Consider the following 22,975-nt stretch of genomic DNA (forward strand, 5'->3'; position numbering starts at 1 on the left):
AGGACTATTCCCGCAAGCAGCAAAACAATCCAGCCGCCGGTACTCGCCACCGGGGCATCGCTGGTTCTATGAAAGACACGGTCAAGCCAATCGCGCGCCTCGCGCAGCGCTGCCTGCGAATAGAGCACTGTGACATGCTCGACATGCGGGGCGACCGCCGCCCGGCGACCAGTATCTTTGGCCGGGTCGCCTATTGTTTCGCCCTCGTTGGCCGCTGGTTCGGCGAGACGGACATTCTTCAGCGCATCCTGGCGCAGATAAGTTTCCCAGGCGCCGGAGATTACTAGGAGATTTCGGGGTGCTGTGGGCGTCACGGCATCGGAAAACATCGAGATTGCGATCGTCGCAGCAACGCGCGGATCTTCCTCGGCGCGTCGCACGATGATGTCGGACGCCATCGAATGCCCCAGCAAAGCAACGCGACCGTCCACCTCTGGAAGGTCTAGCGCGACATCTGTAATGCGCCCGATTTCGCGCACTAGAATTCGAGTGGTGCCGTCGGGACGCGTTACGTCACCGGACATGGGCGTGGGGTTCCGGCCGTGACCGTCAAAGTCGAATGTGACGGCGATATAGCCCGCTTGCGCGAGTGTCAGTGCATACGCTTGCATCAGCTGCTGAGAACCGGCGAAGCCATGCGCGATGATCACCGCCGGAGCTTTTGTGATCTCCGCACGACGATAGATGGTCGCTGGGGTCTGACCGACCGACATTTGCGTAATCACGAGCCCTTGCCGCGCGCTCTCAAGACCCCACAGCCCAAGGGCGATCAGTACCAGACTTGCGAGCGCCACTAGCGAGCGCGATGCTGTTTCCGTCAATTGGTGTCCCGTTCACCCTTCCTATCGCATCGATCATAGCTGAAGCGGGAGCGACTTGACGACTGAACGTACGCTTTAGAGTAGGCCAGAATGGGGATTCCGTCAGAACTAAGTGGGGCACGGCTGCCGCGCTCGATGCGGCGACTGGCATTTATTGTTTCGAAGAGTCGGTTCCCAGCCAAGGGATGATGACTGCAGCGTTTATACAACTGAACCAACAATAGAGCGGTGAACAATCGCAAATCGGGCGATGAACTTGGCGTCTCTGGCGCTGGCGTTCCCGAGACTACTTGGAGGCTTCGAACGGCAGGTATCTCGAGCAAAGGCGTGGTCATCTCCACCCATAGCTCAGCGGCTGAAGCTTCGACGATCAATATCTGACCGTCATCCTCCGCTAAAATCAGCGCGCCTTGGCAAACTGCTCGGGCATGGGTTGGCCAACCATCCGCATCCGGTCGAGTTCCTGGATGACCTGATTGGCTATCTCTTGAGCGTAGCTCGTCACCTGCGGAAGTCCCATCAATTCGCCGAAGGTTGCGCGCGCCAAAGGCCCGGCGATCAGCAGACTGCTGACCGCCTGACCTTCGCGCGAAATAGCGCGGCCTTGCCGATCGCAGAATATGCCAAGCCCCAAACCATCCGCCCTGATCCACCCAGCGGATGCGAGCGAGTTGAGGTGCGGCTCCACTTCCACGGCCCGGCTGTGTGCTGGGCCCGTCGTGACGATGACGTAATCAGTCCGATGTTCCTCCAGAGCGCGTTTCCCCCGAGTGCGGAGCTGCAAGAGGATGTGATCGGCATTGGCTTCGGCGGCAGTTACCGACGCCGCGCGGGATGTGAACGTGCCTTCCGACCGGCGTCGCGCGATGACGCGTTGCACCTGCGGCGCGATTCGAAAGCGGTGAACATCCCAGTAAGGCCGGAGATGCTGGACGATTTTTCGCCGCTCGGTCTCCGGCAACTTCGGCCAAAAGGCGCTAGCTTGAGCCCGTACCTGATCAATCACGGCCTGCCACTGCAAATCGAGCGCGTCGGCCTCGCGGATCGTCGTGCGGATTTTCCGCAGGAGATCTAACGCGGAGTAGGGCGCGCTTTGGTCGAACTGTCCGAAGGGCTGATAGGGCACCGTTGCGTGCGGCCGAGACAACAGTCCACGACGTGAGATGGCAGTGATCGTGCCTCGATGGCCTCTCCGATCGAGCGACGCGACGGTATCGGCCATCGTGAGGCCCGTTCCGATGATCGTCACGCGCGCTTCCGGTTCAATTCCGCTGAGCGGCGAAACCGTCATCGCGTCGGAGATGATGAGCCGCGGATCATCCTTGAGGCCGTCGGCCAAAATCGGCGGTACTTCCGGTGCCGGGTGCGTCGTCGCGATAACGACGATATCGGCCAAAAGCGTTCGGCCCGATGCGGTTTGCAGAGACCAGTGGGAGCCCGCCCTTGCTATCGCGCGCACACTATCCCGTACATGTGCGATGCGACCGCTTGCGATCCAGGGCTTGAGGTGATCGAAGACATACCTGCCAAAGACGATCCGTCGCGCGTAGACCTCGCCGTTGCTGGATACAGCTTCGGGGTCATCCGCAATCGCGTGCGTTCGGGAAATCCAATCCACGAAGTGACGATCTTCCGCCGGGATGAGACTCATCTTCGCGGCGGGTACGTTGATCCGGTGTGCTGGATCGGGGGTACTGTAAGCGAGGCCCGCTCCGATTGTGGCACGAGGCTCCAATACCGTCAGCGTCGCGCTCGCATGGCGTCTCGCCAAATGGAACGCGACGGCGGCGCCGGATAGGCCGCCGCCGATGATGGCCACCGATGGATAGCTGTTATTGCCCATGCATTCCGCGCCGTTATCGGGAGCAGGCCTTGAAACGGGGTGATCCATGATCACCCCGCGCCGCAATCAATTCAGCTCAGCTCCATGCGTGGAGTGGCGGCTTGACGCCGTTGAGCGCATGGTTGCCGACGATTGCGTATTTCCAGCGAACGGGATCATGGAGTGTGTGCGTGCGCGCATTTCGCCAATGACGATCGAGGTTATGTTCCGCCAGTACAGACCGTGTGCCGCTGAGCTCGAAGAGCTTGTTCGATGCGTCGATCGCCAGCTCGGTGCTGAATATCTTTGATTCGGCGACCGCGATTTGTGCTGCGGCGACCGTTTCTGCATTGGGTTCCCGCACGGCAAGATCGACCGCGATGCCCGCGCGCTCCAGCAGAGCTTCTGTGGCGCTGAGGCGCACCTTCAGCTGGCCAATCGCTTGAATGACGTAAGGATCATCGGAATTGCGCTCAAGACCGCTGTCGATCCAGGGCCGTGACTTCGTTTTGATGAACGTGATGGCGTCGAGGATTGCGGCCTCGGCGATACCGGTGTCGACTGCGGCCTGGATGATCTGGAAGGTCGGGCCATCGGCTGTGGGATGATCGTATCCTTTATAACCTGGAATGAGGTGTGTCTTGGGTACTTTGACGTTATCGATGAGGACGGTGCCGCTCAGCGTTGTGCGCTGTCCGAATGCAGACCAGTCATCAATAACCGTCAGTCCCGGGGCGCCGCGATCGGCGATCGCGTACCACGCGCGACCCTGGTCATCGATGGCCACGATGGGGACCAAGTGCGCGAGAAGGGCGCCTGTGGAATAGAACTTCTTTCCGGTGACAACGACGTGATCTCCAGCGTCTACGAACTTCGTCTCAAATTCAGCGGCCCGCTTCGATCCAAACTCGGAGAAAGCGTTGCCCAATCGCGTTCCGCTCAGAACTTCGGCGAATAGCAGTCGCTGCTGTTCCTCACTCGCGGTCGTACGAATGGCCGCGATGACGCCCAAATGGTTTTGTGGGATTTGCGCGAGCGAGGGGTCCGCGGTCGCAATAATCTGGATGACTTTCGCCAGCGTCGCGTAAGAAACTTCCGGGCCGCCGAATTGCTTCGGTACATTGATCGACCATAGCCCGCTTTGCGAGAAGGTATCGAGTTCCTCTACCGGCCATTTCCGCTCGCGATCCCGCTCGGATGCGCCGGTAGCAAGATAAGCTGCGATGCGTTTTGCGACGGCGATCGCTTCGGCATCGTCCTTGATGACGTAAGCGCGATCCTTGGGGCGAGGCACGGGAGGAACGCCTTTCAGCGCTTGAGGATCCGCGGGTGGGTTGACGAGAGCGAGGTTCATGAATGTCTCCAATGTTATTCGGCTGCGATTGTCTGAAGCTCGTCAGATGTCGAGACGGCGCTAGGCTGCTGCGGTCCTGCTTCGCGTTTAATTCCCGTGGAGACGTTGGAGCCGAGATAGAACTCCTTGACGTAGTCTCCTCGCCGAAGTGCGTCGGCGGTATCTGATAAAACATCTGTGCCGTTCTCGATGACGGTCGCCTGGTCGGCATAGCGGAGCGCGATAGCGGCGTTCTGTTCGGCCATCAAAATGGTGAGCCCGTCGTTTCGATTGAGCGCTCTGAGCGTTTCGAAGATCCCCTTGACGACAATTGGCGCAAGCCCCATCGATGGTTCATCGAGAATAAGTAAGCGCGGTCGGGACATTAGTGCTCGCCCAATGGCTACCATCTGCTGCTCGCCGCCGGATGTCAGTCCTGCCGCGATCTTCCGCTTCGGAAGGAGCGATGGGAAGAGGGCGTAGATCCGTTCGAGGTCGGCAGATAGCTCGGATCGCCGTGAACCGCGCGCGAGACCGCCCACAATCAGGTTTTCTTCGACATTGAGCGATTTGAAGACGTGGCGGCCTTCAAGAACAGATGCGAGGCCAGCCTGAACGAGCGTTGATGGCGGCATCTTGAGGACATCCAACCCGTCAAACACTATTCGTCCCGAGGTGACGGAGCCTCGCTGTGCGCCGAGAAGGTTTGCGATCGCTCGCAGCGTCGTCGTTTTGCCGGCTCCGTTGGCGCCAAGCAGCGCGCGCACCTCGCCGGTGCGAACCGACAGACTTACCCCGTGCAAAGCGGCGACAGAATGATTGTAGATCGCGAAGATCCGATCCACGCTGAGCAGCTGATCGAAATTCGACATCGCACCCTCCTTCAGGACGATCGCCGCTCCTTGGCCGCGCCAAGGATTGGCGATCGCAAAGGTTGTCAATTCTTGGTGCTCTCGCCTTTGACGTCGATCGACGTAACTTTGTCGGCGTCGCCCGCAGAGCGGATTTTGAGGCCCTTTTCCTTGGCATAGGCCTCGGAGGACTTTTCGATGATCGGCCGCAGCAGCTTCCAATCAGGCGCGATCCAATCGGAGACCACCTTCCACTTTTTGCCGTCCCATTGCTGGAACGTCACGCGACCATCCCCTTCGTGATTGTCCCAAGTGACGTTGATCGAATGAAAGAGACCCTTAGCGCCCAAGTCCGCAACGCGCTTTTCGTCAAGGTGCAGATGTTCAAAGCCCCAGCGAACTTCATCGCCGGTAAGCGTGCGCTTTCCGAATTTCTCCTGAGCGATGCGGACGGCTTCGACGTTGAGGATGCCATTCACGATACCGAGATTATGATAGACGCTGCCGATCCGCTTCTTGTCTTCGAGATTGCCTTTACCGCTGTCGTAAAGGGTTTTTACGATCTCCTGGAGAACGGGATATTCGGCACCCGAGGCTTGCGTCGTTATCGCCGTATAGCCGACAGCGGCATCGCCTGCCGGTATGACGTCCTCTTCCGAATTGGACCAGACGTTGCCGATAATGTGGTCGGCCGGGAACCCGGTTTTCTGCGCAGTCTTCAGCGCCACGGGGTTCATAACGCCCCAACCGCGCAGGACTACATAATCCGGTTTCGCCTGGCGTATGGTCAGCCATTGCGCCTGCTGTTCGTTGCCGGGATGCGGCACCTCAATCTGCTGGACGGTAAAGCCCAACTTCTTGCTCAACAGTTCGTAGATCGGGATCGTCTCCTTGCCGTAAGGCGAGCCGTGGTAAAGGACCACGATCTTCTTGCCCTTCAAATTGGCCTCGCCGCCTTCCTTAGCGGCGATGTAATTGATGATTCCGGAGGTCTCGCTGTAAGGGTTGAGAAGGAGCGGGAATACATAGGGAAAGACGCGACCGTCGGTTGAATCCGTTCGCCCGTGATTGATCGTGATAAGCGGAACCTTGTCTTGCGTGATACGGTCGATCATCGCGTAAGCGATACCCACCGACAACGGATTCCAAGCGGCGATATTTGCGTGGCTCTTTAAACGCTCGTAGCACTCTACGCCGCGTTCGACTTCGTACTGCGTTTCGCACTCATCCCACGTCAGCTTGATGCCGTTGACGCCGCCGTCACGGCTGTTGATCAAGTTGAAATAATCGATGGTCCCGCCGAAGAAACCTGTGCCACCGGCGGCGTAAGGGCCGACGCGGTAGCTCTGGAGCGGAAAAAATTGTTCATCGGCGGAAGCGCTCGTCGTCAGCGCGCCAGCGAAAAGCGTGAGAGAAGCAGCGAGTCCGGATAGGAAAGAAGTTTTCTTGCGATGACGTTCCATGCGAGGTGCCCTTCGTTTAAATGCGAGGTGGAGAGTTTTCATGCGGTGACTTCCCGTGCTGGTCGGCGGCTGGTCAAGGCGCCGAAGAAGCGGTTGCGCGCTCGAATCCAAAGCGCCGCCAGGCCATCCGGTTCTACGATCAGGAAGACGATGATGAGCGCGCCGATAAGAATGCGCTGGCTCATATCCAGGACGCCCGAGTTGAAATAGCCGCCAAGAAGAAGAGTGCCGATCCGGGACAACACCAGCGGTAGTACAACGATAAGAGCCGCTCCCAGGAACGCGCCTCGCAGTGTCGCCAGTCCGCCGATGATGATGATGAAGAGGATCTCGAATGAACGGTCGAGGTTGAAGCCGTGAGGCTCGACTGTCCTGAGGTAGGCGAAGGCCCATAGGATGCCCGCAATGCCAATGATGAACGATGACACGGCGGCCGCGAGAAGTTTGGTCTTGAACACCGGCACGCCAATGATGCGCGCAGCGGTTTCATTGTCCCGTACGGCAATGAAGTTCCGTCCGGTCTGTGTGTTGACGAGCCGTGCTGCGAAGGCACTCAGGAGTAAGACGACGGTAAGCGCGAAGTAATAGCGCCCGCTCGGACCTGAGAAAGGTACACCGAAAATGACGATGGGCGGCGCATCGATCACGCCCGACGAATTGTAGTTGGAGAACCAGTCGAATTTGGTCAGTGCCCATTCGACAAAGAACTGAGCCGCGAGCGTTGATAGTGCAAGGTAGAAACCCTTGAGGCGCAGGCTCGGTAATCCGAAGACAACGCCAAAACCGGCCGCGGTCAGTCCTGCGAACAAAACGCTCAGGATAAAGGGAAGGCCATCTATTCGAAGATTGAAATTGTAAGCCGCGAAGGCGCCGACTGCCATGAATGCCGCCGATCCGAGCGAAACCTGGCCCGCGTAGCCCGTCAGCAAGTTCAGTCCAACAGCCGCAAGGCTCAGAGCAAGGAACGGCGCGAGTATGGCGTCATAAACGTAATCAGAGGCCAATAACGGGACGATGCCATAGGCCACGACACCGATGCCAAGGAGATAGCCCCAAGCTGGCAAAAGCCCTCGCGACTGTTGAGCGTCATATGCGTTCGTCATTGTCAGGCCCTCTCGACAAGCCGTTGTCCAAAGAGCCCCTGGGGCCGAATGAGAAGCACGCCGAGCGCAAAAACGTACGCACACCAGCTTTCGATGCCGCCTCCGACGTAGCCGCCGAGATAAACTTCCGCGAGTTTCTCTGTTGCGCCGATCAGTAACCCGCCAACGATGGCGCCGGGAATGGAGTCAAAGCCGCCGAGCACGAGGACAGGCAACGCCTTCAACACGACGAGGGACAAGGAGAATTGCACGCCGAGACGCGCGCCCCATAGTAGCCCGGCAATCAGAGCGACGAACCCCGCCGCGATCCACACGGCCGACCAGATCACCGGCAGTCGCAGTCCCACTGCAAGCGCGGCGAACTGGTCGTCCGCGACCGCACGAAATGCGAGGCCTATGCGCGTTCGCTGGAAGACGAAGGCAAGCAGAGCGACCATTCCGGCCGCCACCGCCGCCGCGAAAAGATCGAAAGAACTGATGAGAACGCCGTGGATGATGAAGGGCTTGTCATCGATTCCGAGTTCGAGCCCGTGAACCTGCGTTCCCCACAAGAGCTGGGCGCTACCTTCGAGCACGTATGCAAGGCCGAGCGTTGCCATGAAGAGGGTGATCGGCGGCTTGTTCACAAGCGGTCTTAGAACGGTACGTTCGATAGCAATACCAAGTAGGGCCATCACCGCGAGCGTGACGAGGAAGGCGAGAGCGAACGGGACACCCTTCTCGACCAGACTGACAAACGTCAGCGCCGCGAACAGGAGCATCGCTCCTTGCGCAAAATTGAATACGCCAGATGTCTTGTAGACCAGCACGAAGCCGATCGCGACGAGGGCGTACATAACCCCGGACAAGAGGCCGCCAACGAGAACTTCGACGAAGAATGCCGGATCGAAATTCGTCATTGGGCCGGCGCTCCTGCATCATCTTCATGAGCGACTCCGAGATAAGCGTCGATGACGCGCTGATCGTTGCGGACGTCTTCGGGGCTGCCGTCGGCGATCTTGCGGCCGTAATCGAGAACAGCGATCCTGTCGGAAATTCCCATGACGACACCGATATCGTGCTCGATCAGAATGATTGTCGCGTTGAAGTCATCCCTCGCAGAAAGGACGAATTGCGCCATGTCCTGCTTCTCGGCGCTCGTCATTCCGGCCATGGGCTCATCGAGGAGAAGAAGCTTCGGTTGGGCGACGAGCGCGCGCGCGAGTTCGACGCGCTTTTGCAGGCCATATGGCAATGTGCCGACGGGGCGCTCTCGAATGGCTTCGAGATGCAAGGCGGTAATCACCGTATCCGCGCGTTCGCGGGAGTCCCGCTCCTCTGCTGGCGAGCGCCCGACGCCAAGAACTTGCTCGATAAACGTTGAGCGGACCGTCGACGAGCGCCCCGTGACGATGTTTTCGAAGACCGTCAATCCCTTGAAAAGCGCGAGGTTCTGATACGTTCGAGCAATGCCGAGCTTGGCGGCCCGGCTCGCCGGAACCGCGGAGAACACCTGGCCATCGATCGCAATCGTGCCGCGCTGGGGGCGATAGAGCCCACTGATCAGGTTGATGAGAGAGCTTTTGCCGGCTCCATTCGGTCCGATGATCGCGCGAATCTCGCCGGGGAAGACATCGAGATCGATGTCCGAGACGGCTTTGATGCCTCCAAAGCTAAGCGTCAGGCCGCGCAGGGATAGAACAGTTCGGGCTTTCTGGGCGTCGAAGGCTGGGGCTAACAGCGCTCCGGCGTCCGAGGTCACCTGCGTGTTCCGATCGTCGGCCGCGGCGAGACTACCTGCATAGGCGAACGCGCTCACCGATGCCTCCGTATCCGGCACAGCCTCAGGAAGGGTGGCTCTGACATCGTGCTCATTCCGCGGCCTGAAAGTGGGGAGTTCCGCGAGCCTCCAACTCGCGGACTAGTGGAATGACGTCGCGACCGAAGGATTCGACATCCTCTTGGAAATGCAGGAAGCCGAGCAGGACGAGATCGACGCCGATGTTCTTCAACTCGACAATGCGCTCCGCAATCTGAGTCGGCGTTCCGATGAGATTGGTTCTGAAGCCATCGTTATATTGAACGAGATCATCGAAGGTGGATGTGGACCAATTGCCTTCTCCTTCCGGAGAAGCCTTGCCGGCGTTCTTCACTTCGTGCCCAAAGGCATGAACGGCTTCCGGGTTGGCTTTCGCTATGATCTCGGCGACAACTGCACGAGCCTCTTGCTCTGTTTTACGAACAATGCCGAAGGCGTTGACGCCGATCTTAACGCTTCGACCATGTTCCCGGGCCTTGGCGCGAATATCGTCGACCTGCTTCTTGATCTCTTCGGGCGTGTTTCCGTTTGTGAAGTACCAGTCAGATACCCGGGCCGCCATGTCGCGCGCTGCGCGTGAGCTTCCGCCCTGGAAAATTTCCGGTAGCGGGTCGAGCGGTTTTGGCTTCAGGGAGTAATTGTTGAACCTATAAAAATCACCGCGGAACGTGAAGTTGTCGTCAGACCAGATCCCGCGCAAAGAGCGAATAAACTCCTCAGAGCGGCGATAGCGTTCGTCATGATCCAGCCAAGGTTCGCCAATGGCTGCGAATTCGCCGCGAAACCAGCCACTGACGATATTCACCGCGATGCGGCCGTTTGTGTACTGGCTGATGGAGGCAATCTGCTTGGCGGCCACGGCCGGATTCCAGGGACCCGGCAGAAGCGCGGCGATCACTTTGATGTTCTTGGTATTGTGCAGGATGGCTTGACTGAACGACACCGGCTCGTGCTGAAATTCTGCGCCGTACCCCGCGGTAAATCTTATCTGGCTCAAGGCATAGTCGAAACCCGAGTTCTCGGCGATTTGCGCGAGTTTGATATTGTAATCGAGCCCCCAGTCGGTTCGCTGCTCGATATTGGAGATGACAAGGCCGCCGGAAACGTTCGGCACCCAGTATGCGAATTTGATGTTGCTGGGTGAGGATGGGGGCAGCGGTGCTGGCATGCTTTTGCTCCGTGGGGCTGTGCCCGTAGGCTTGGCGACGAGACTGAGTTTTGCAGGAGGTTCGCTACGCGGTCTGACGCTGGCTGCGAGCAGCGCTTCGTCAACCGCCCGCTCGATGCGGTCGGAAATCTGCTCGTTTTTCAGTTCCGTGTAGTCGAGATCACGATCCGTGGCGTAGATCGTGGTTGGAACAGGTGCGGCGTTGAAGAAGCTGAACAGCGGGCGAAACTGGTGGTCGAGAGCGAGCGCATGACGATCTGATCCGCCGGTGGCGCTCAAGATTACCGGCAGACCACTCAATGCCGTTGGCGGGATGAGATCGAAGAAATGCTTGAAAAGGCCCGTATACGAAGCCTTGTAAATGGGTGAGCCCACAACGAGTAGATCAGCGGTTTCAACGGCTAGGAAAAGCTCTTCGACGCTCTGTGGTATGCCGTCGCGCGAGATGAGCGGCGCGATTTGCGCCCCGGTCTCCGCCAAATCGATCGTTACTACTGCTGCGGATCGCCGTTTGGAAATGGAACGAACGATTGCGTCGGCAAGCGTTCTGGTGCGAGACGGCGCTTTCAGGCTGCCACTTACGAGAACGACTTTCAGCGCGTGCGCGTCCGAGAGATCAGACGCAGCTTGTCGGCTTGCAGGCATAAACTTCAACCCCACTTTCCGGAGCGACCCGGAACATGTTCAGTTGTCGCATTTCTAGTTTTGATTGGGCTTTAAGCTGCGGCGCCCTCGTGGCCGCGTATCGTAAGGTCTTCGTGCGCTGGATTCCGAGTAAGCGCATTTCCGCATTTTGCGTGCGAAACAGAGGCGCCAAATTTTAATTTCACCTGCACGTCGCGCCGTCCTCAAATCCCCGCTGCAATCGAGTTAGTGCCCAACCGGCGCGAGGGTCAAATATCAATTTCTCATTTGTTTTTCCTGTTTAGCGATCAGCGCGAAATCGCGATTACGATATGCGCAAAAATGCATATTGAATTTCAGAGACTGAGCGGCGCTGGAGACGGTAAAGGCCCGAGCCTTGGTGACTCGAGCCCAGATAACCGTGATGCCGCTTCAAATTTTATCAAAGCTGGGATTTGCGACAGCGGTGGCGCTAGAACGAAATCAACGCCCCGCCCACGACTTCGGTGAAGTCGTCCGTGCTGAGGCCTCCAGTAAGCGAGCGTGGAATATCCGCCGACAGCACCCTCGCGCGAAGCCACACTTGCATCGCGGCGGCATCGATGTCCTGCGCTATGCCGGCGCCGTAGAACGTCTGACTCGCGCCAGGTGCAAAGTTGCCGTCATTGTCGTAGATGCCGTTGTTGGCGCGGAGATATTCACCATACGGACGAGTGACGCCGAGGGACGTCAGCTTTAGCTTGATACCCGCTTTTGCGTAGTAGACGTCGTTGGACTCATATCCCTTGCTGTCCATGTGACCCCACTGGAAGTTGCCCCAGATGCCGGTGGGCACATGTTCCAGATAGCCGGCCAGCTGAAGATAGTGGGAACTGGGTTGAAAGTCTGCAACAGCGGGGTTAGCCACGACCAGGTTCGGATCGTTGGTTCCGGAATACGAGGCAACACCTTTGACGAGGAAGTCTCCCCAATTGGCGGTGTAGTAGCCGGTGACGCCCCATTCGTCATCCTCACCCCAAGAAGCGACCAGCTGAACGCCTGCGATTACGGGTGAGTCATAACGGACCTCGTTTCGTGGCGAACCTACGCAGTCGCCTGGCCCGCCGCCCCAGCCATGGCATTGCCCGCCAGAAGCGTTCTTCCCGCCACCCCAGGTGAAGTTCGAAAAGCTGCCATTGCTTAGCCGAATTCCAAAATCCCATGTGTCGTATGCGACCCAATATGCGGCGGCCTGGGTCCCCGACAGATCGGAGTTGAAATTGGCGTTGTCGCCCGCGGGGCTCTGCTTTCCAACCGCGACTCTGCCATAGCGGTCGCTTTTGAGATACCAGTACGATTCGTTGGCGTTTACGGTATTTGCGTCGGTGGAATCCGCGCGGTTCTGATTGATCGAATAGATGTTGTTGTCGCGAAGCTCCAAGTGCAGCACGTATCCGGCGGAATAACCTGGAGCGATCTCAGCGGAGCCAACGAACTGAACGTTACTGGCGTAATTCGTGCCGAGGCCGATGACGTAGGTGTTCCATTCATGCCCATCGTCCCACCACATGACCTGTTCGGTCACCCAGCCTGTAACTGTCAACGAAACTTTGCGATTGCCCTTTCGGGCGGTGGTTGCTTCGAGCTCCGCGATGCGTTCCTCGAGATCGGCGCAGCAGTTGCCGCCGAGATCTGCCGCTTGCGCGAGACTTGAATTCCAAATCAAGAGCGACCCTGCCGCACCGATGACGGCAAGCACATTTCTCGACATCCTCACTCCCCCAATGCATTGCTGTTACGCCGCCGTTCACGGCATAAAAGTTTGAAAACAGTGGTCCTGCTGATGTCATTCCCCCGATCAGCAGTGCACGGCTCGATGGAGGCGCAAGCCTTCGGCCGCTTCGGATGATGTGTAAAATATTTGTTTTCGCTAAAGATATTCGGCGATTACCAGCTGCAATTGCAGACCGCGTCTGAGCCGTAATTTTCGGGCCGCCTTTTCTAAGAGCTCGCGGAACGAAGCGTATCGGCCTTTTTGGTGATCGACGGCACTCTCGGCGAATTAGAAAATCGGATATGCATTTCGATTTTTCTTCTTGGACCGGTCCGGTCACGCCCATTCAAAACGGGAGGCTCAACTTGCCAAAAACGGCTTCTCGAAAGATACGCGATGAGCGAAGACACTTCCGCATCTGGTCTCAATGTACTTTGGTTTCTTCCGACGTTTGGAGATGCACGGTATTTAGGGACGGCGCTTGGTGCGCGTGAAGCGGACTACAATTATTTGAGGCAGGTCGCGCTTGCCGCAGATGCGCTTGGCTACTACGGCGTTCTCTTGCCGACGGGGCGAAGCTGTGAAGATTCTTGGATTGTCGCTGCCGCTCTTGCGCCACAAACCACGACTTTGAAATACCTTGTGGCTGTCAGACCTGGACTGCAATCGCCGACAGTGGCGGCGCGCATGACAGCGACACTCGACAGGACATCTGCGGGCCGCGTCCTCATAAACGTAGTGACAGGTGGCGACCCAGTCGAAAATCGCGGGGAGGGATTGTTTCACGATCACGCAGAGCGATACGAGCTGACCTCCGAATTTCTGCGCGTCTACCGGGCGCTGCTCGATGGCGAAACGGTGAATTTTAAGGGACGCTTCGTGGAGATCGAAGACGGGCGCCTGCAATACCTTCCGGTACAGAAGCCGTCGGTACCACTTTATTTCGGTGGATCCTCCGACGCCGGGATCCGTGTTGCTGCACAGGCTATCGATAAATTTCTGACGTGGGGAGAGCCGCCGAAAGAAGTTGCCGCGAAAATTTCGTCGGTCAAGGCTGCCGCAGCAAAAGAAGGTCGACGACTGAGCTTCGGCATTCGCCTTCACGTAATCGTCAGAGAGACGAGAGAAGCCGCATGGAAAGCAGTAGAGAGTTTGATCACGCATCTGGATGACGACGCGATCACCGCTGCTCAGAAAATTTTCGCCCGGATGGATTCGGTTGGTCAGAAGCGAATGACGGCGCTGCATGGAGGCCGTCGCGACAATCTTGAAATCAGTCCGGATTTGTGGGCTGGTGTCGGCCTTGTGCGAGGCGGTGCGGGCACCGCACTTGTCGGCGATCCTGAGACTGTCGCAACGCGCATCAAGGAATATGCTGCACTCGGCATCGATACGTTCGTGCTCTCAGGATATCCTCATCTGGAAGAAGCATTCCGGTTCGCGGAGTTGGTGTTTCCTTTGCTTCCGCTTTCACATGCCAAGGCACGCTCGACAGGAACGGTCAACACCGGGCCATTCGGAGAGGTCCTAGTGCGTAACGACTTGCGTCAGGCTTCGCAATCGTAGGCGCTCCAACTAGGAGCGCTATTTGGAAGGCGGAGGCAGAACTTTAATCCAGGCCGCGCACGTTCGCCGCTTCTTCCGCCGCCTGAACAACTTCCTTTGTCACTTTCGGAGCGCACATTTCAATAAAGCGATAAGCGTAATCTTTCAGAATGCGGCCGCGACGCACAGCAATGCATGTTGTGGACGGCTGAAACAAATGCGCGGCTTTCAGCTTCTGCAATTTCGTGTCGCGGGACGGGATGAAAGCCATCGACGCTATGATGCCCACTCCAAAGTCCAGTTCGACATATGCCTTGATGACATCGGAGTCTATGGCGGCCATAGTTATGCGTGGCCGAAGTTGATGCTTCTGGAAGGCCGCATCGATCTGACGGCGTCCTGTCAATCCAGTATGATAGGTAATGAGGGGGTACTCCGCTAATGTCGCGAGCGTCACTGCCGACTGCTTGAGGAGCGGGTGGCCCTTGGGCACAACAACGCAGTGCTCCCATGAATAGGACGGGAACGTCAGCAGATCCGGATTACCTTCGAGCGTGTCTGTTGCGAGCCCGATATCCGCACGGCCCTCGATCAGAAATTGGGGAACGTCACCTGGATGCGCCTGCAGCAGCACCACCTCGACGTTTTTGTAGATTTTGCGGAACTGTGTGAAGACCTGGGGAAGGGTGTAGCGGCTTTGCGTATGCGTCGTCACGATGGTCAGCGTGCCGCCTTTGTCGTCCGAAAACTTTGACGCCACCTGACGGATATTGTCGGCCTCGAGGAGGACCCGGTCAACAATGCTCAAGACTTGAGCGCCCGGCTCTGTAAGTCCGAGCAGCCGCTTCCCGCGCCGCTCGAATAGCTCCACGCCGAGCTCGTCCTCGAGATCTTTTATGTGCTTACTGACCCCGGATTGGGAAGTGTAGAGTGCTGATGCTGCGTCCGTCACGTTGTATTTGGAGCGAACGATCTCTCGGAGAATACGAAGCTGCTTGAGGTTCATTCTCGATGCCAGTGACCCGCGCAGTGCGCGTTGGCGCGTTTAGCGGAAAGCTGGCGGTATTCAAAAGACGGATCTATGATTCCGTTATTACATACACCGAGGTGTACGCGCGTGCGTTGAGCAGATCGGCGCTGACAGCTTGCGGGCAGAAAAAACTAAAAAAGTGATCGTGAGCTGTGTGAACTTGTGATCGGAACGGTGGTTCATCCTCCACAAAGGAATGGGAGGAGCAACCATGCGTAAGAAGATGGTCGATCCAATCTACCGCCTGACGCGATCCGTCGAGCACTTGGAGAGCCTCGCGGCCTCAAGGCCGGACTTGGGGTACATTGCTGACGAATTGCAGAAGGCGAAGACGAGGCTGAGCCAGGTTCTCGCCGTAACCAACTCGCGTATGACCAGGGTCGCCTGAAGGCGAGCAGGGTGCGAATGCGGTTGTCAGCGGAGCGTTGCCTCTAGGTCCACCGTAGCGGGGGCCGCTTTTTGGTCGCGGGTAGCGCTACAGGATAGCTTTCTCAAAGGAGCCGCGCCCTCCCTGCGGGGGGCTGGGGGACTTATCAAGATCGTCGACTCCTGGCACAGCACTTACGGCTCGCGGCCTTGGCCTCGGTTCATGCCCGAGGGATCCCGCCTGAAATCAACTCATCCCTACCCAGCAATTCATGCCCTCAGGACTGCACAGTTTGCTCGGCTGGCTATTAGGTGTCGCGCTGGCCCTTTTCGTCGCGTGGCTGCTGCTGCGACGCCGGTCGGCGCAACCACCAAACGGTGTCAGCGACCCTAAGAAGCAATTGGAATTCGTCTCGCGGGTGGAGTTCGAGCGGCAGCCGCTCATCAACAAAAGCGAGTTCCAGGTCTTACTTGTGCTTGAAGAGGTGGTGAGAAGCTGCGGGCGCGGTCACAGGGTCATGGCGCAGACCGTGCTCGGCGAGTTCTTGCGCCCGAAACCAGGAGGTGGCGCTGAGGCCGATCTCGCGTATCGGTCGATCAACTCTAAGCGCGCCGACTTCGTGGTTGTCGACTCGCGAGGCTACGCGGTACTCGTCGTGGAGTATCAGGGTTCCGGGCACTACCAAGGCACGGCGAACCTGCGAGACGCCGTCAAGCGAGAAGCCTTTCGTACCGCTGGTTTGACGCTGTTGGAGGTGATGCCCGGTTTTTCCAAGGCGGACGTGGCGGCGAGGGTGCGGCAGGCGTTGGGCGCTTCGGGTGTGGCCTAGCAGGTAGCGCGTCAGGAACCTGCCGGCCGCGCCGACGCGGGCTGACAACTTCGGCCATGGGTTCTAGTCAGCCGCCCGCAGGTGCTTTCGGTGCGACTCGTGATAGGCATTAAGGCTGCCTGGGGTGGCAAATCCGGCACGGTTTCCTGTTCCTTTCAGGAGAATCGGCTTGTGACGGGGCTGTTCTGTTGTCGGGGGTTACGCGCTCAATTAGTTTCCCGACTGGATAGATCATTTTTGGAGGGGCAAATGCGATCTTTGAAACTCGGCTTGGCCGCTGCGGCGGTAATGTGCGGCCTTTCGGCGACGGCTCATGCGGACTGCGTCAAGGTAGGGGCCGTTGGCGAAGCTGTGACCCACGATATCGCTTATCTCTTTTCGACACATGGTCTTGCCAACGTCATCTATGGGCAGGGCCGCGTAGGTAAGGGTCCGGTCCATACGAAATGTGATGACGGCGCGGGCACGTCGACGTGTCATTCCTCGCAATTGGCGTGCAAAGTGACGACGCCGAAAACCTGCCTTGGCGCCTGGCTCTGCTTCCCTGCCTAGTTCGCACGCTCGGCGAATAGGCAGATTAGAGTGTCTTTCGCAGATCCGGCCTGAAGACCTCTGCCCCGTTGGTCGGTAAAAATTGCAAACCAGTTGAAGCCGCCGGGCGGCTCCAGCTGGTTTTTTGCTTTTGAGCAAAAAGGTGAGCGAACCTCAGAGAGCTGGATATTCCGCCGCCCTTCCAGGAACCACCAGTGGACCGGACCGTCGGCCGGCGGATATTTGTTATGCGTCTGCCGGAACGGACTGAGGCCAGCGGTCATGCGTTCATGACGGCTTGCTGCCCTATTTCGAGTTCGTTCGCGAAGGGGAAGAAATTATCCCAGCGTTGGTCGAGAACGAAGAGCGCCCTATCGGGAGGCAGGACAGAAAGATCGTTTCCGTCTCGCAGGAGAAGTCCAAGCCGGTCAAGTTTGGCAAGCGCATCATCGACTTCGAAATCGATATCGAGTTTGAATTTTTCCTGGAGCCAAGCTTCAATGCGTCGGTCGATTTCCTCCTGCGCGACGCGTCCATTCGATGTCATGAGAAAATAGTACGCAAGAAACGCCTCCTTGCATTCCTGCTCTTCCGCAGCGCCGACCACAAAATCAAATATGCCGATGTTGTTGCTGACGTTGCGATAATAGCAATGGTCGGAAATCTGCTTCTGATATTTCAGAGACAAACGCTCGTATTTCAAACGCTGCCTCATGACGAGCCCAGCGAGGGCGGAAACCCCACTCAGTGCAGCGAGGGCTTTGACGACTTGCTCGTGCTCAACCGGCCCAGTTAGCCCGAGGTAAAACCCGGCTACGAGAAAAAGCACGGTGAGGGTGGGCATGGCGTTCAGCAAAAGCGGGATGCCACCGGCGAGCGCTGGAACTGCAATGGTCATCTTGTCGTAGGTGCCCATGACCACGCGCACGCGAGGCAGGAGCATGTGCAGGTCCGACAGGGCAATTTGGCGGAAATATTTGATCAGGATTGTACCGGGTCGAAGCTGATTGACCTGAAGTGCTTTGGCCTGTCGTTTCGATTGCAACTCGCCCGGCAACTTTACCGTGACCATCATGATCACGTTGTCGAATACTCTCGTTCGAACGATCCGAGTTCTCAGTCCTGCCCACCGGCTGTGCTTTACTTCTTCGATGCGATGGCCTCGGCGGAAGAAGCTGACCTTGTGATAGTTCTCCGTCGTCGCTTTGACCTTGACCCGCAGGCTCGGCCGATCCGAGTGGGCTTTCTCGATCTCTTCCAGCGAGATCTCTTTATAGTTTGCACCTTTTAGAACCTGGTCGAGGGTTTCCAGGAATTCAGCTCTCGCTGTGGCAAGGTCCGGCGAGTTCGCTTCCGTATTAGAATCCAAGTCCGGATTGAAATAGTGGTAATCATCACGCAATTTTTCGAGAGCTTCGAAATACTCGTAGTGAAAAATCGCCGATAACAGGCGGCATAATTGTTGGAATTGCTCATGGAGCGCCGGTGCCCGTATTAGACAGTCGCTGAGCAAAGCCTGCACGAGCTCTGTCTTGCGAATGGGGATGAATTGGTCTCGGTCATCCGTCGCGAAGGCGTCCGTTGCTTCCGTGCTGCTCGCCATGTCCCCTCCAGGCGCCATCTGGTGTTGGCTCAAGGCGAGCATCGGTAAGGGCCACGATGACATTCGGCCAAACGGCTAGTTCATTCGGAAATGTTCACGCGCCATGATGTTAGTTGTCTCTTAAGAGCCGTCCTCGATCCTGCGTCTGACTGAGAGTGGTCAAGGGGTCCATGCGATGCGTTCTGTTGTTTTGATGCTCGCGGCGCCGCTGGCGTTGATCGTTTCACAGCAGACGCGCGCCGATGAAGCAGGCGTTCGCCCGCAACGTGTCGTCCGCTCGCTGTTCATGCAAGAGTACGGACCAGTCGCGGCACCGCTGGCTTTCTACCGGTTTTGCTTCGAAGATCCCGCTGAATGCCGACAACACGGCGCTGTTCAGAACTTCGCGGAGACGGCGACCCGATTAAAGCAACTGCAAGAGATCAATCTGCAGGTCAACCACTCGATCCTCCCTGAGACCGATATCGAACATTACGGCATCGAAGACTATTGGACGATCCCGAAGGATGGGAGGGGTGACTGCGAGGATTATGCTCTTCTCAAGCGACACATTCTGATCGCCTTGGGGTGGCCATCCAGTGCGCTGTTGATGACCGTGGTGCGCATCGAGAATGGAGAAGGTCACGCCGTACTTACGGCTCGAACGAATTTTGGCGATCTCATTTTAGACAACCGGACCGACGTCGTGCAGCCCTGGTACAAGACGGCTTACAGCTACAAGATGAGGCAGTCGTCATACAATCCGAAAATCTGGGTCGATCTTGATCCAAACGACGACGTTTTGCCTGCGCCGATTGCCGTACCCGACTTCACGGACGGCTCAATCACGTCACGATGACCAGTTCCAACAATGATCTTTGGTCTGCCCCAGCAACACAGTTGAGGCTTATCGGTCTCGTACTAGAACGGGTTTATGCAGCGCCGTGATCACGTCTACGCCATCCTGACTCGGCCGCGACTTTGACCGCGATTGCAGTTCCAAACGTTCGATCAGTGTGAGAGGCCGCATGTCTCGATCCTGCTTCGCAACTCTGAAATTTACCCAGACAACATTGTCACCAAACATCTCGGTCCTCGTGCGTTCACATGACCAACGAACGTGCGACGCAACTCGTTGTTCCGCTACCGGTATCTCCAGGAGGAACTTCGCCGTCGGTCGTCACGTTGGCCCTAAGCATCGGCACTTAGCGAGTGTGGTTGAGCACGGAAACGAGCGGAAGAGCGTGAATGGAAGCATCGATCAATAGAATGCTTAGGCCTATCGATGACATGTTGGAGCAGCTCATCCAAATCGTCGGACCCGCAGCCTTCCTCCTGCTTGCGTGTTATATCTTGGTCGCTTTTGTTCGACCGGTGCTTCAATCCCGATCGGGAGCGGCGCGGTTTTTGCTTCCTCGTATCCTCGGTCAGTTACGGACATAGCGGTTGAGCGTGTTCCCGTGTTTGAACGCACGCACGTGCCTGCCGTAATTTTCCGCCTTGAGGGCCGATTTTCCCGCCCACATCGCATCGTCATCGGCCTGCGGGCACCTCCGAGTGTGCCTGCCGAAAGCGGCAGAGGGTGAGCCGGGAACAACACTGCGCCACCTGACGTTAGAGGTCGACGCCCCTCGTGAGTGCAAACACCATGCCGTTGCTCGCAGATACCATTCGAAGTCTATCTGCCAGCCTCGTAACGGCTGCTCTCATCATTTTGGCGCTCGTTTGGGGCCGTGATATACTTGTGCCTCTCGCGCTTGCCGGCATCTCATGCTTCGTGCTGGTGCCTGTCGTCATCTGGTTGAAAAAGCAGGGCGTTCCTAATGGTTTTGCCGAGGGAACAGTACTGCTGCTCGTCGTAGCTTGTCTAACCGGAGCATCAATCGGCTTAAGCTCGCAATTGCTGTCGCTTGCCGCAGAGCTTCCGCAATACCGAACCAACGTTTTGGAAAAGGTGCGAAGCATCGTCGGTTCGTCGGTGCCGAGCGGGGTTGTCGGACGCGCGATCGATGCGGTCGAAACTTACCAGAAGATGATCAATCACGAACTGCAGTTTGGGACTACGTTTCCGCCGGACACGCCTGCACCGGAGACAAACAAGCCGGAAGATCAGCAAAAGGTCCACTTCGTAAGAGATGACAACGAGAGCACCGCCCTCTACGGACTGCGCATCTTCGCCGAGCCGCTGACGCAAGTCGCGCTAACCTTCTTGTTCACTCTCTTTTTGCTGATGCAGTTTCGCGATCTTCGCGATCGCGTCGTTCGTATCTTCGGTGTCGAACATATGACGGAAACGACCGCTGCCATGTCGGATGCGGGGGATCGTCTCATAGCGCTATTCACCGGGCAGCTCGTTCTGAATGCAGCGTTCGGAACGTTCGTCGGCTTGGCTCTGCTCGCCCTAGGCGTTCCGAATGCTCCCCTCTGGGGCGTCGTTGCTTTCATCATGCGCTTCGTACCATTCGTGGGTGCCTACATTGCGGCAGTTCCGCCAATTTTGCTAGCTGCTGCCGTTGATCCTGGTTGGACGAAGGCTCTTCTAACGCTCGCGATTTTTGCAGTCGGCGAGCCGATCATGGGTCAGGTGCTCGAGCCGTTGGTGCTGGGGCGCCGCGCGGGTCTGTCACCCTTTGCCATGGTCGTTGCGGCTAGCTTCTGGACGCTGACCTGGGGTCCAATTGGGCTTGTCCTTGCCGCGCCGATCACACTGATTTTGGTTGTGTTGGGAAAGTATGTTCCGGATCTTGAATTCGTGACGGTGCTCCTCGGGGACGAGCCGCCGCTTTCGGAACAGCAAAATTTGTATCATCGTTTCCTGTCGAATGACGTTTTCGCGGCAACCGAGCAAATCGAAGATGCCCAGGAGGAGGCGCCGTATCCGGAAGTTCTCGATGCGCTCGTCTTTCCCGCGATTGCTTTGAGCGCGCGAGATCGTCGACGCGGCCGCCTGGACAAGGAGGCGATTGGCGAATTGTCGAACACGATCGGCGCCGTCGCGGGAAAGGCAAAAACTGAAAAAGTGAATGAGGATCCTAAAGTCATCTTCGTTCCTGTCCGTGGTGAGTTCGACGAATTGGCGACGCGGTTCGCCGTATCGGCAATCAACAATGATCATCCGGCAACATCCTGCGCGATGAAGGAGGCTTCAGGGCTCACTGCCTTGGCCTTTCTCGCGGATGTCGGCTATGAAAATTTGCAGAAGATCGTGCTCATGACAGTCACTGGTCTAGCGGAAGGTGGCATCCGAATTTTGGTCGATCGTGCGCGCCAGCTGTTTCCAAGCACCGAAATCATTCTTCTTGACCTCTCGGCTCGCCAACTATCGCCGCCACCCTCACGAGCACATTTCGATGCGCCGGAGATTTTCACATCGTTCGCCCGTTTATCGAAGTCTATCGAGATCTCGCTTTCCAACGAGCGCGATGTGTCAGCGCCCCGACAACTCGCGGTCGTTAGCTTGAAGAATTGAGCTGCCTTACAAGAATATGGGGGGAACGCGGAATAGTTTCGCGCGTTGGTATGGGCCATTGTTCAAAGGAGGCTCAGATGAGCGAATTAAAGGGCAAGATCGACACCGCCATCGGCAAGGCGAAGGAGAAGGCGGGCTACGCGATTGGATCGGACAAGCTTCAGGCCAAAGGCGCAGCGCAAGCGGTCAAAGGCAAAGTAGAGACCGCAGTGTCCGAGAAGGCGAATAAAGTGCGTGACGCCGTCGATAAGGCAACAGATCAGCTCTAGCGGAAGTTTGGCGGGTCCTAATTAGACCCGCCGCTCCTTTTTTAGTGTTGCGATGGTGAAGGCTCTCGCGACCAATTGCGAGCGGTGGCGATGGCAGCCTGGTAAAACGCTGATTCCTCGGACTCGTCGATGTAATACGAATTGCCCTGGGCGTCCTGAATCCTTCCGACGAGTCGCTTAACGGTGACGCCATCGACATTCGTGCGAAAGGTTCGCCAAGCCGGCTCCTTATCCCAACGCAGCCTTTTAGCTTCCATTTCTTGTTGAATGCTTGTCTGATAATCATCCAGTTTGCGGGACATGCTCACCTCAACTACGGGATTGAAGATCCTTTACGCCGCCAGTGGCTCTGCTTGATCTGCGGGGCAGAGAAGGGTTCGGACGTGGGCTTCGAGCGCCGGCAACTCGGAAAATCTTTCGGCGGCGTCTAAGATCGCCATCACGATTGGTGCACGGACTTTATGGTTGGGATCAAGGCTCAGCACCCCGTTATCCACTTCATCTCGAAGACGGATATAGAGGTCAACCAAGATGGTCGCAGGAAGGGTGTCCGCTGACATTTTGAGCCCCTGGCGCAATGATGCGGAGCAACAACGCACGGACGGGCGATTCGGTTT

The 22,975-nt window shown here is 57.4% G+C and carries 20 protein-coding genes and 1 pseudogene; 7 read left to right on the forward strand and 14 right to left on the reverse strand.

Annotation, left to right across the window (positions count from 1 at the left end):
• From EKK30_RS15885 to EKK30_RS15935, 11 genes and pseudogenes are all read right to left on the reverse strand, one after another.
• On the reverse strand, nt 1-821 hold an 821-nt coding region (locus EKK30_RS15885), incomplete at its 3' end, for an alpha/beta fold hydrolase (RefSeq protein WP_290986539.1).
• A 400-nt stretch (nt 822-1,221) separates the two neighbouring features.
• Nucleotides 1,222-2,712 carry an FAD/NAD(P)-binding protein gene (locus EKK30_RS15890; protein WP_290986540.1) on the reverse strand — a complete coding sequence of 497 codons (1,491 nt, stop codon included), beginning with the start codon at nt 2,710-2,712 and terminating at the stop codon, nt 1,222-1,224.
• 28 nt (nt 2,713-2,740) lie between these two features.
• Nucleotides 2,741-3,997 (reverse strand): SfnB family sulfur acquisition oxidoreductase, encoded by a 1,257-nt coding sequence (locus EKK30_RS15895; RefSeq protein ID WP_290986542.1) that lies wholly within the window; start codon nt 3,995-3,997, stop codon nt 2,741-2,743.
• 14 nt (nt 3,998-4,011) lie between these two features.
• On the reverse strand, nt 4,012-4,848 hold the full coding sequence (locus tag EKK30_RS15900) for an ABC transporter ATP-binding protein (RefSeq protein WP_290986642.1): 837 nt from the start codon (nt 4,846-4,848) through the stop codon (nt 4,012-4,014).
• Nucleotides 4,849-4,913: 65 nt separating this feature from the next.
• Entirely contained in the window at nt 4,914-6,290 is a 1,377-nt protein-coding gene (locus EKK30_RS15905; RefSeq protein WP_290986543.1) for an ABC transporter substrate-binding protein, read from the reverse strand.
• A 38-nt stretch (nt 6,291-6,328) separates the two neighbouring features.
• Nucleotides 6,329-7,393 (reverse strand): branched-chain amino acid ABC transporter permease, encoded by a 1,065-nt coding sequence (locus EKK30_RS15910; protein ID WP_290986544.1) that lies wholly within the window; start codon nt 7,391-7,393, stop codon nt 6,329-6,331.
• 2 nt (nt 7,394-7,395) lie between these two features.
• Nucleotides 7,396-8,292 carry a branched-chain amino acid ABC transporter permease gene (locus EKK30_RS15915; RefSeq protein WP_290986545.1) on the reverse strand — a complete coding sequence of 299 codons (897 nt, stop codon included), beginning with the start codon at nt 8,290-8,292 and terminating at the stop codon, nt 7,396-7,398.
• Nucleotides 8,289-9,113, reverse strand: coding sequence for an ABC transporter ATP-binding protein (locus EKK30_RS15920; protein ID WP_290986644.1), 825 nt, complete (start codon nt 9,111-9,113; stop codon nt 8,289-8,291). Before EKK30_RS15920 ends, EKK30_RS15915 begins: the two co-directional genes overlap by 4 nt.
• A 130-nt stretch (nt 9,114-9,243) precedes the next feature.
• Entirely contained in the window at nt 9,244-10,359 is a 1,116-nt protein-coding gene (gene sfnG, locus EKK30_RS15925) for a dimethylsulfone monooxygenase SfnG (protein ID WP_290986645.1), read from the reverse strand.
• A gap of 177 nt (nt 10,360-10,536) precedes the next feature.
• Nucleotides 10,537-11,004 (reverse strand): annotated as a pseudogene (locus tag EKK30_RS15930) (NAD(P)H-dependent oxidoreductase); the annotation flags it as partial.
• A 451-nt stretch (nt 11,005-11,455) separates the two neighbouring features.
• Nucleotides 11,456-12,733 carry a porin gene (locus tag EKK30_RS15935; protein WP_290986546.1) on the reverse strand — a complete coding sequence of 426 codons (1,278 nt, stop codon included), beginning with the start codon at nt 12,731-12,733 and terminating at the stop codon, nt 11,456-11,458.
• Between the two features lie 399 nt (nt 12,734-13,132).
• Between EKK30_RS15935 and ssuD the strand changes: the two genes are divergently transcribed.
• On the forward strand, nt 13,133-14,302 hold the full coding sequence (ssuD, locus tag EKK30_RS15940) for an FMNH2-dependent alkanesulfonate monooxygenase (protein WP_290986548.1): 1,170 nt from the start codon (nt 13,133-13,135) through the stop codon (nt 14,300-14,302).
• 43 nt (nt 14,303-14,345) lie between these two features.
• Here ssuD and EKK30_RS15945 read toward each other — a convergent pair whose 3' ends face one another.
• Nucleotides 14,346-15,287 carry a CysB family HTH-type transcriptional regulator gene (locus tag EKK30_RS15945; RefSeq protein WP_290986549.1) on the reverse strand — a complete coding sequence of 314 codons (942 nt, stop codon included), beginning with the start codon at nt 15,285-15,287 and terminating at the stop codon, nt 14,346-14,348.
• Nucleotides 15,288-15,522: 235 nt separating this feature from the next.
• Here EKK30_RS15945 and EKK30_RS15950 point away from each other — a divergent pair, with 235 nt between their 5' ends.
• From EKK30_RS15950 to EKK30_RS15960, 3 genes are all read left to right on the forward strand, one after another.
• Nucleotides 15,523-15,699: a hypothetical protein gene (locus EKK30_RS15950; protein WP_290986550.1), complete on the forward strand. Its 177-nt coding sequence runs from the start codon at nt 15,523-15,525 to the stop codon at nt 15,697-15,699.
• A 250-nt stretch (nt 15,700-15,949) separates the two neighbouring features.
• The gene (locus EKK30_RS15955) at nt 15,950-16,507 is read left to right on the forward strand and encodes a DUF2726 domain-containing protein (RefSeq protein ID WP_290986551.1); all 558 of its coding nucleotides are present in this window, start codon (nt 15,950-15,952) and stop codon (nt 16,505-16,507) included.
• Nucleotides 16,508-16,756: 249 nt separating this feature from the next.
• Nucleotides 16,757-17,059 carry a hypothetical protein gene (locus EKK30_RS15960; RefSeq protein ID WP_290986552.1) on the forward strand — a complete coding sequence of 101 codons (303 nt, stop codon included), beginning with the start codon at nt 16,757-16,759 and terminating at the stop codon, nt 17,057-17,059.
• A 259-nt stretch (nt 17,060-17,318) separates the two neighbouring features.
• Here EKK30_RS15960 and EKK30_RS15965 read toward each other — a convergent pair whose 3' ends face one another.
• Nucleotides 17,319-18,641, reverse strand: a complete 1,323-nt coding sequence (locus tag EKK30_RS15965; RefSeq protein WP_290986553.1) for a DUF3754 domain-containing protein — start codon at nt 18,639-18,641, stop codon at nt 17,319-17,321.
• Between the two features lie 175 nt (nt 18,642-18,816).
• Here EKK30_RS15965 and EKK30_RS15970 point away from each other — a divergent pair, with 175 nt between their 5' ends.
• The 3 genes from EKK30_RS15970 to EKK30_RS15980 all read left to right on the forward strand — a co-directional run bounded on the left by EKK30_RS15970 (nt 18,817) and on the right by EKK30_RS15980 (nt 22,358).
• Nucleotides 18,817-19,479, forward strand: a complete 663-nt coding sequence (locus EKK30_RS15970) for a transglutaminase-like cysteine peptidase (RefSeq protein WP_290986554.1) — start codon at nt 18,817-18,819, stop codon at nt 19,477-19,479.
• A 774-nt stretch (nt 19,480-20,253) separates the two neighbouring features.
• Nucleotides 20,254-22,089, forward strand: coding sequence for an AI-2E family transporter (locus tag EKK30_RS15975; RefSeq protein WP_290986555.1), 1,836 nt, complete (start codon nt 20,254-20,256; stop codon nt 22,087-22,089).
• A gap of 77 nt (nt 22,090-22,166) precedes the next feature.
• Entirely contained in the window at nt 22,167-22,358 is a 192-nt protein-coding gene (locus tag EKK30_RS15980; protein ID WP_290986556.1) for a CsbD family protein, read from the forward strand.
• 332 nt (nt 22,359-22,690) lie between these two features.
• On the opposite strand, the gene EKK30_RS15985 is transcribed toward EKK30_RS15980, so the two are convergent.
• Complete coding sequence (locus tag EKK30_RS15985) at nt 22,691-22,918, reverse strand: hypothetical protein (protein WP_290986557.1); 228 nt, start codon at nt 22,916-22,918, stop codon at nt 22,691-22,693.
• Nucleotides 22,919-22,975 lie beyond the last annotated feature (57 nt).

The organism is Hyphomicrobium sp. (assembly GCF_003987855.1).
GTDB lineage: Bacteria > Pseudomonadota > Alphaproteobacteria > Rhizobiales > Hyphomicrobiaceae > Hyphomicrobium_B.

Bases quoted from the DNA above. Each gene is read 5' to 3' on its own strand.
- EKK30_RS15890 (WP_290986540.1), bottom strand. From the start codon at position 2,712: ATGGATCACCCCGTTTCAAGGCCTGCTCCCGATAACGGCGCGGAATGC.
- EKK30_RS15895 (WP_290986542.1), bottom strand. From the start codon at position 3,997: ATGAACCTCGCTCTCGTCAACCCACCCGCGGATCCTCAAGCGCTGAAA.
- EKK30_RS15900 (WP_290986642.1), bottom strand. From the start codon at position 4,848: ATGTCGAATTTCGATCAGCTGCTCAGCGTGGATCGGATCTTCGCGATC.
- EKK30_RS15905 (WP_290986543.1), bottom strand. From the start codon at position 6,290: ATGGAACGTCATCGCAAGAAAACTTCTTTCCTATCCGGACTCGCTGCT.
- EKK30_RS15910 (WP_290986544.1), bottom strand. From the start codon at position 7,393: ATGACGAACGCATATGACGCTCAACAGTCGCGAGGGCTTTTGCCAGCT.
- EKK30_RS15915 (WP_290986545.1), bottom strand. From the start codon at position 8,292: ATGACGAATTTCGATCCGGCATTCTTCGTCGAAGTTCTCGTTGGCGGC.
- sfnG (WP_290986645.1), bottom strand. From the start codon at position 10,359: ATGCCAGCACCGCTGCCCCCATCCTCACCCAGCAACATCAAATTCGCA.
- EKK30_RS15935 (WP_290986546.1), bottom strand. From the start codon at position 12,733: ATGTCGAGAAATGTGCTTGCCGTCATCGGTGCGGCAGGGTCGCTCTTG.
- ssuD (WP_290986548.1), top strand. From the start codon at position 13,133: ATGAGCGAAGACACTTCCGCATCTGGTCTCAATGTACTTTGGTTTCTT.
- EKK30_RS15945 (WP_290986549.1), bottom strand. From the start codon at position 15,287: ATGAACCTCAAGCAGCTTCGTATTCTCCGAGAGATCGTTCGCTCCAAA.
- EKK30_RS15950 (WP_290986550.1), top strand. From the start codon at position 15,523: ATGCGTAAGAAGATGGTCGATCCAATCTACCGCCTGACGCGATCCGTC.
- EKK30_RS15955 (WP_290986551.1), top strand. From the start codon at position 15,950: ATGCCCTCAGGACTGCACAGTTTGCTCGGCTGGCTATTAGGTGTCGCG.
- EKK30_RS15960 (WP_290986552.1), top strand. From the start codon at position 16,757: ATGCGATCTTTGAAACTCGGCTTGGCCGCTGCGGCGGTAATGTGCGGC.
- EKK30_RS15965 (WP_290986553.1), bottom strand. From the start codon at position 18,641: ATGGCGAGCAGCACGGAAGCAACGGACGCCTTCGCGACGGATGACCGA.
- EKK30_RS15970 (WP_290986554.1), top strand. From the start codon at position 18,817: ATGCGTTCTGTTGTTTTGATGCTCGCGGCGCCGCTGGCGTTGATCGTT.
- EKK30_RS15980 (WP_290986556.1), top strand. From the start codon at position 22,167: ATGAGCGAATTAAAGGGCAAGATCGACACCGCCATCGGCAAGGCGAAG.
- EKK30_RS15985 (WP_290986557.1), bottom strand. From the start codon at position 22,918: ATGTCAGCGGACACCCTTCCTGCGACCATCTTGGTTGACCTCTATATC.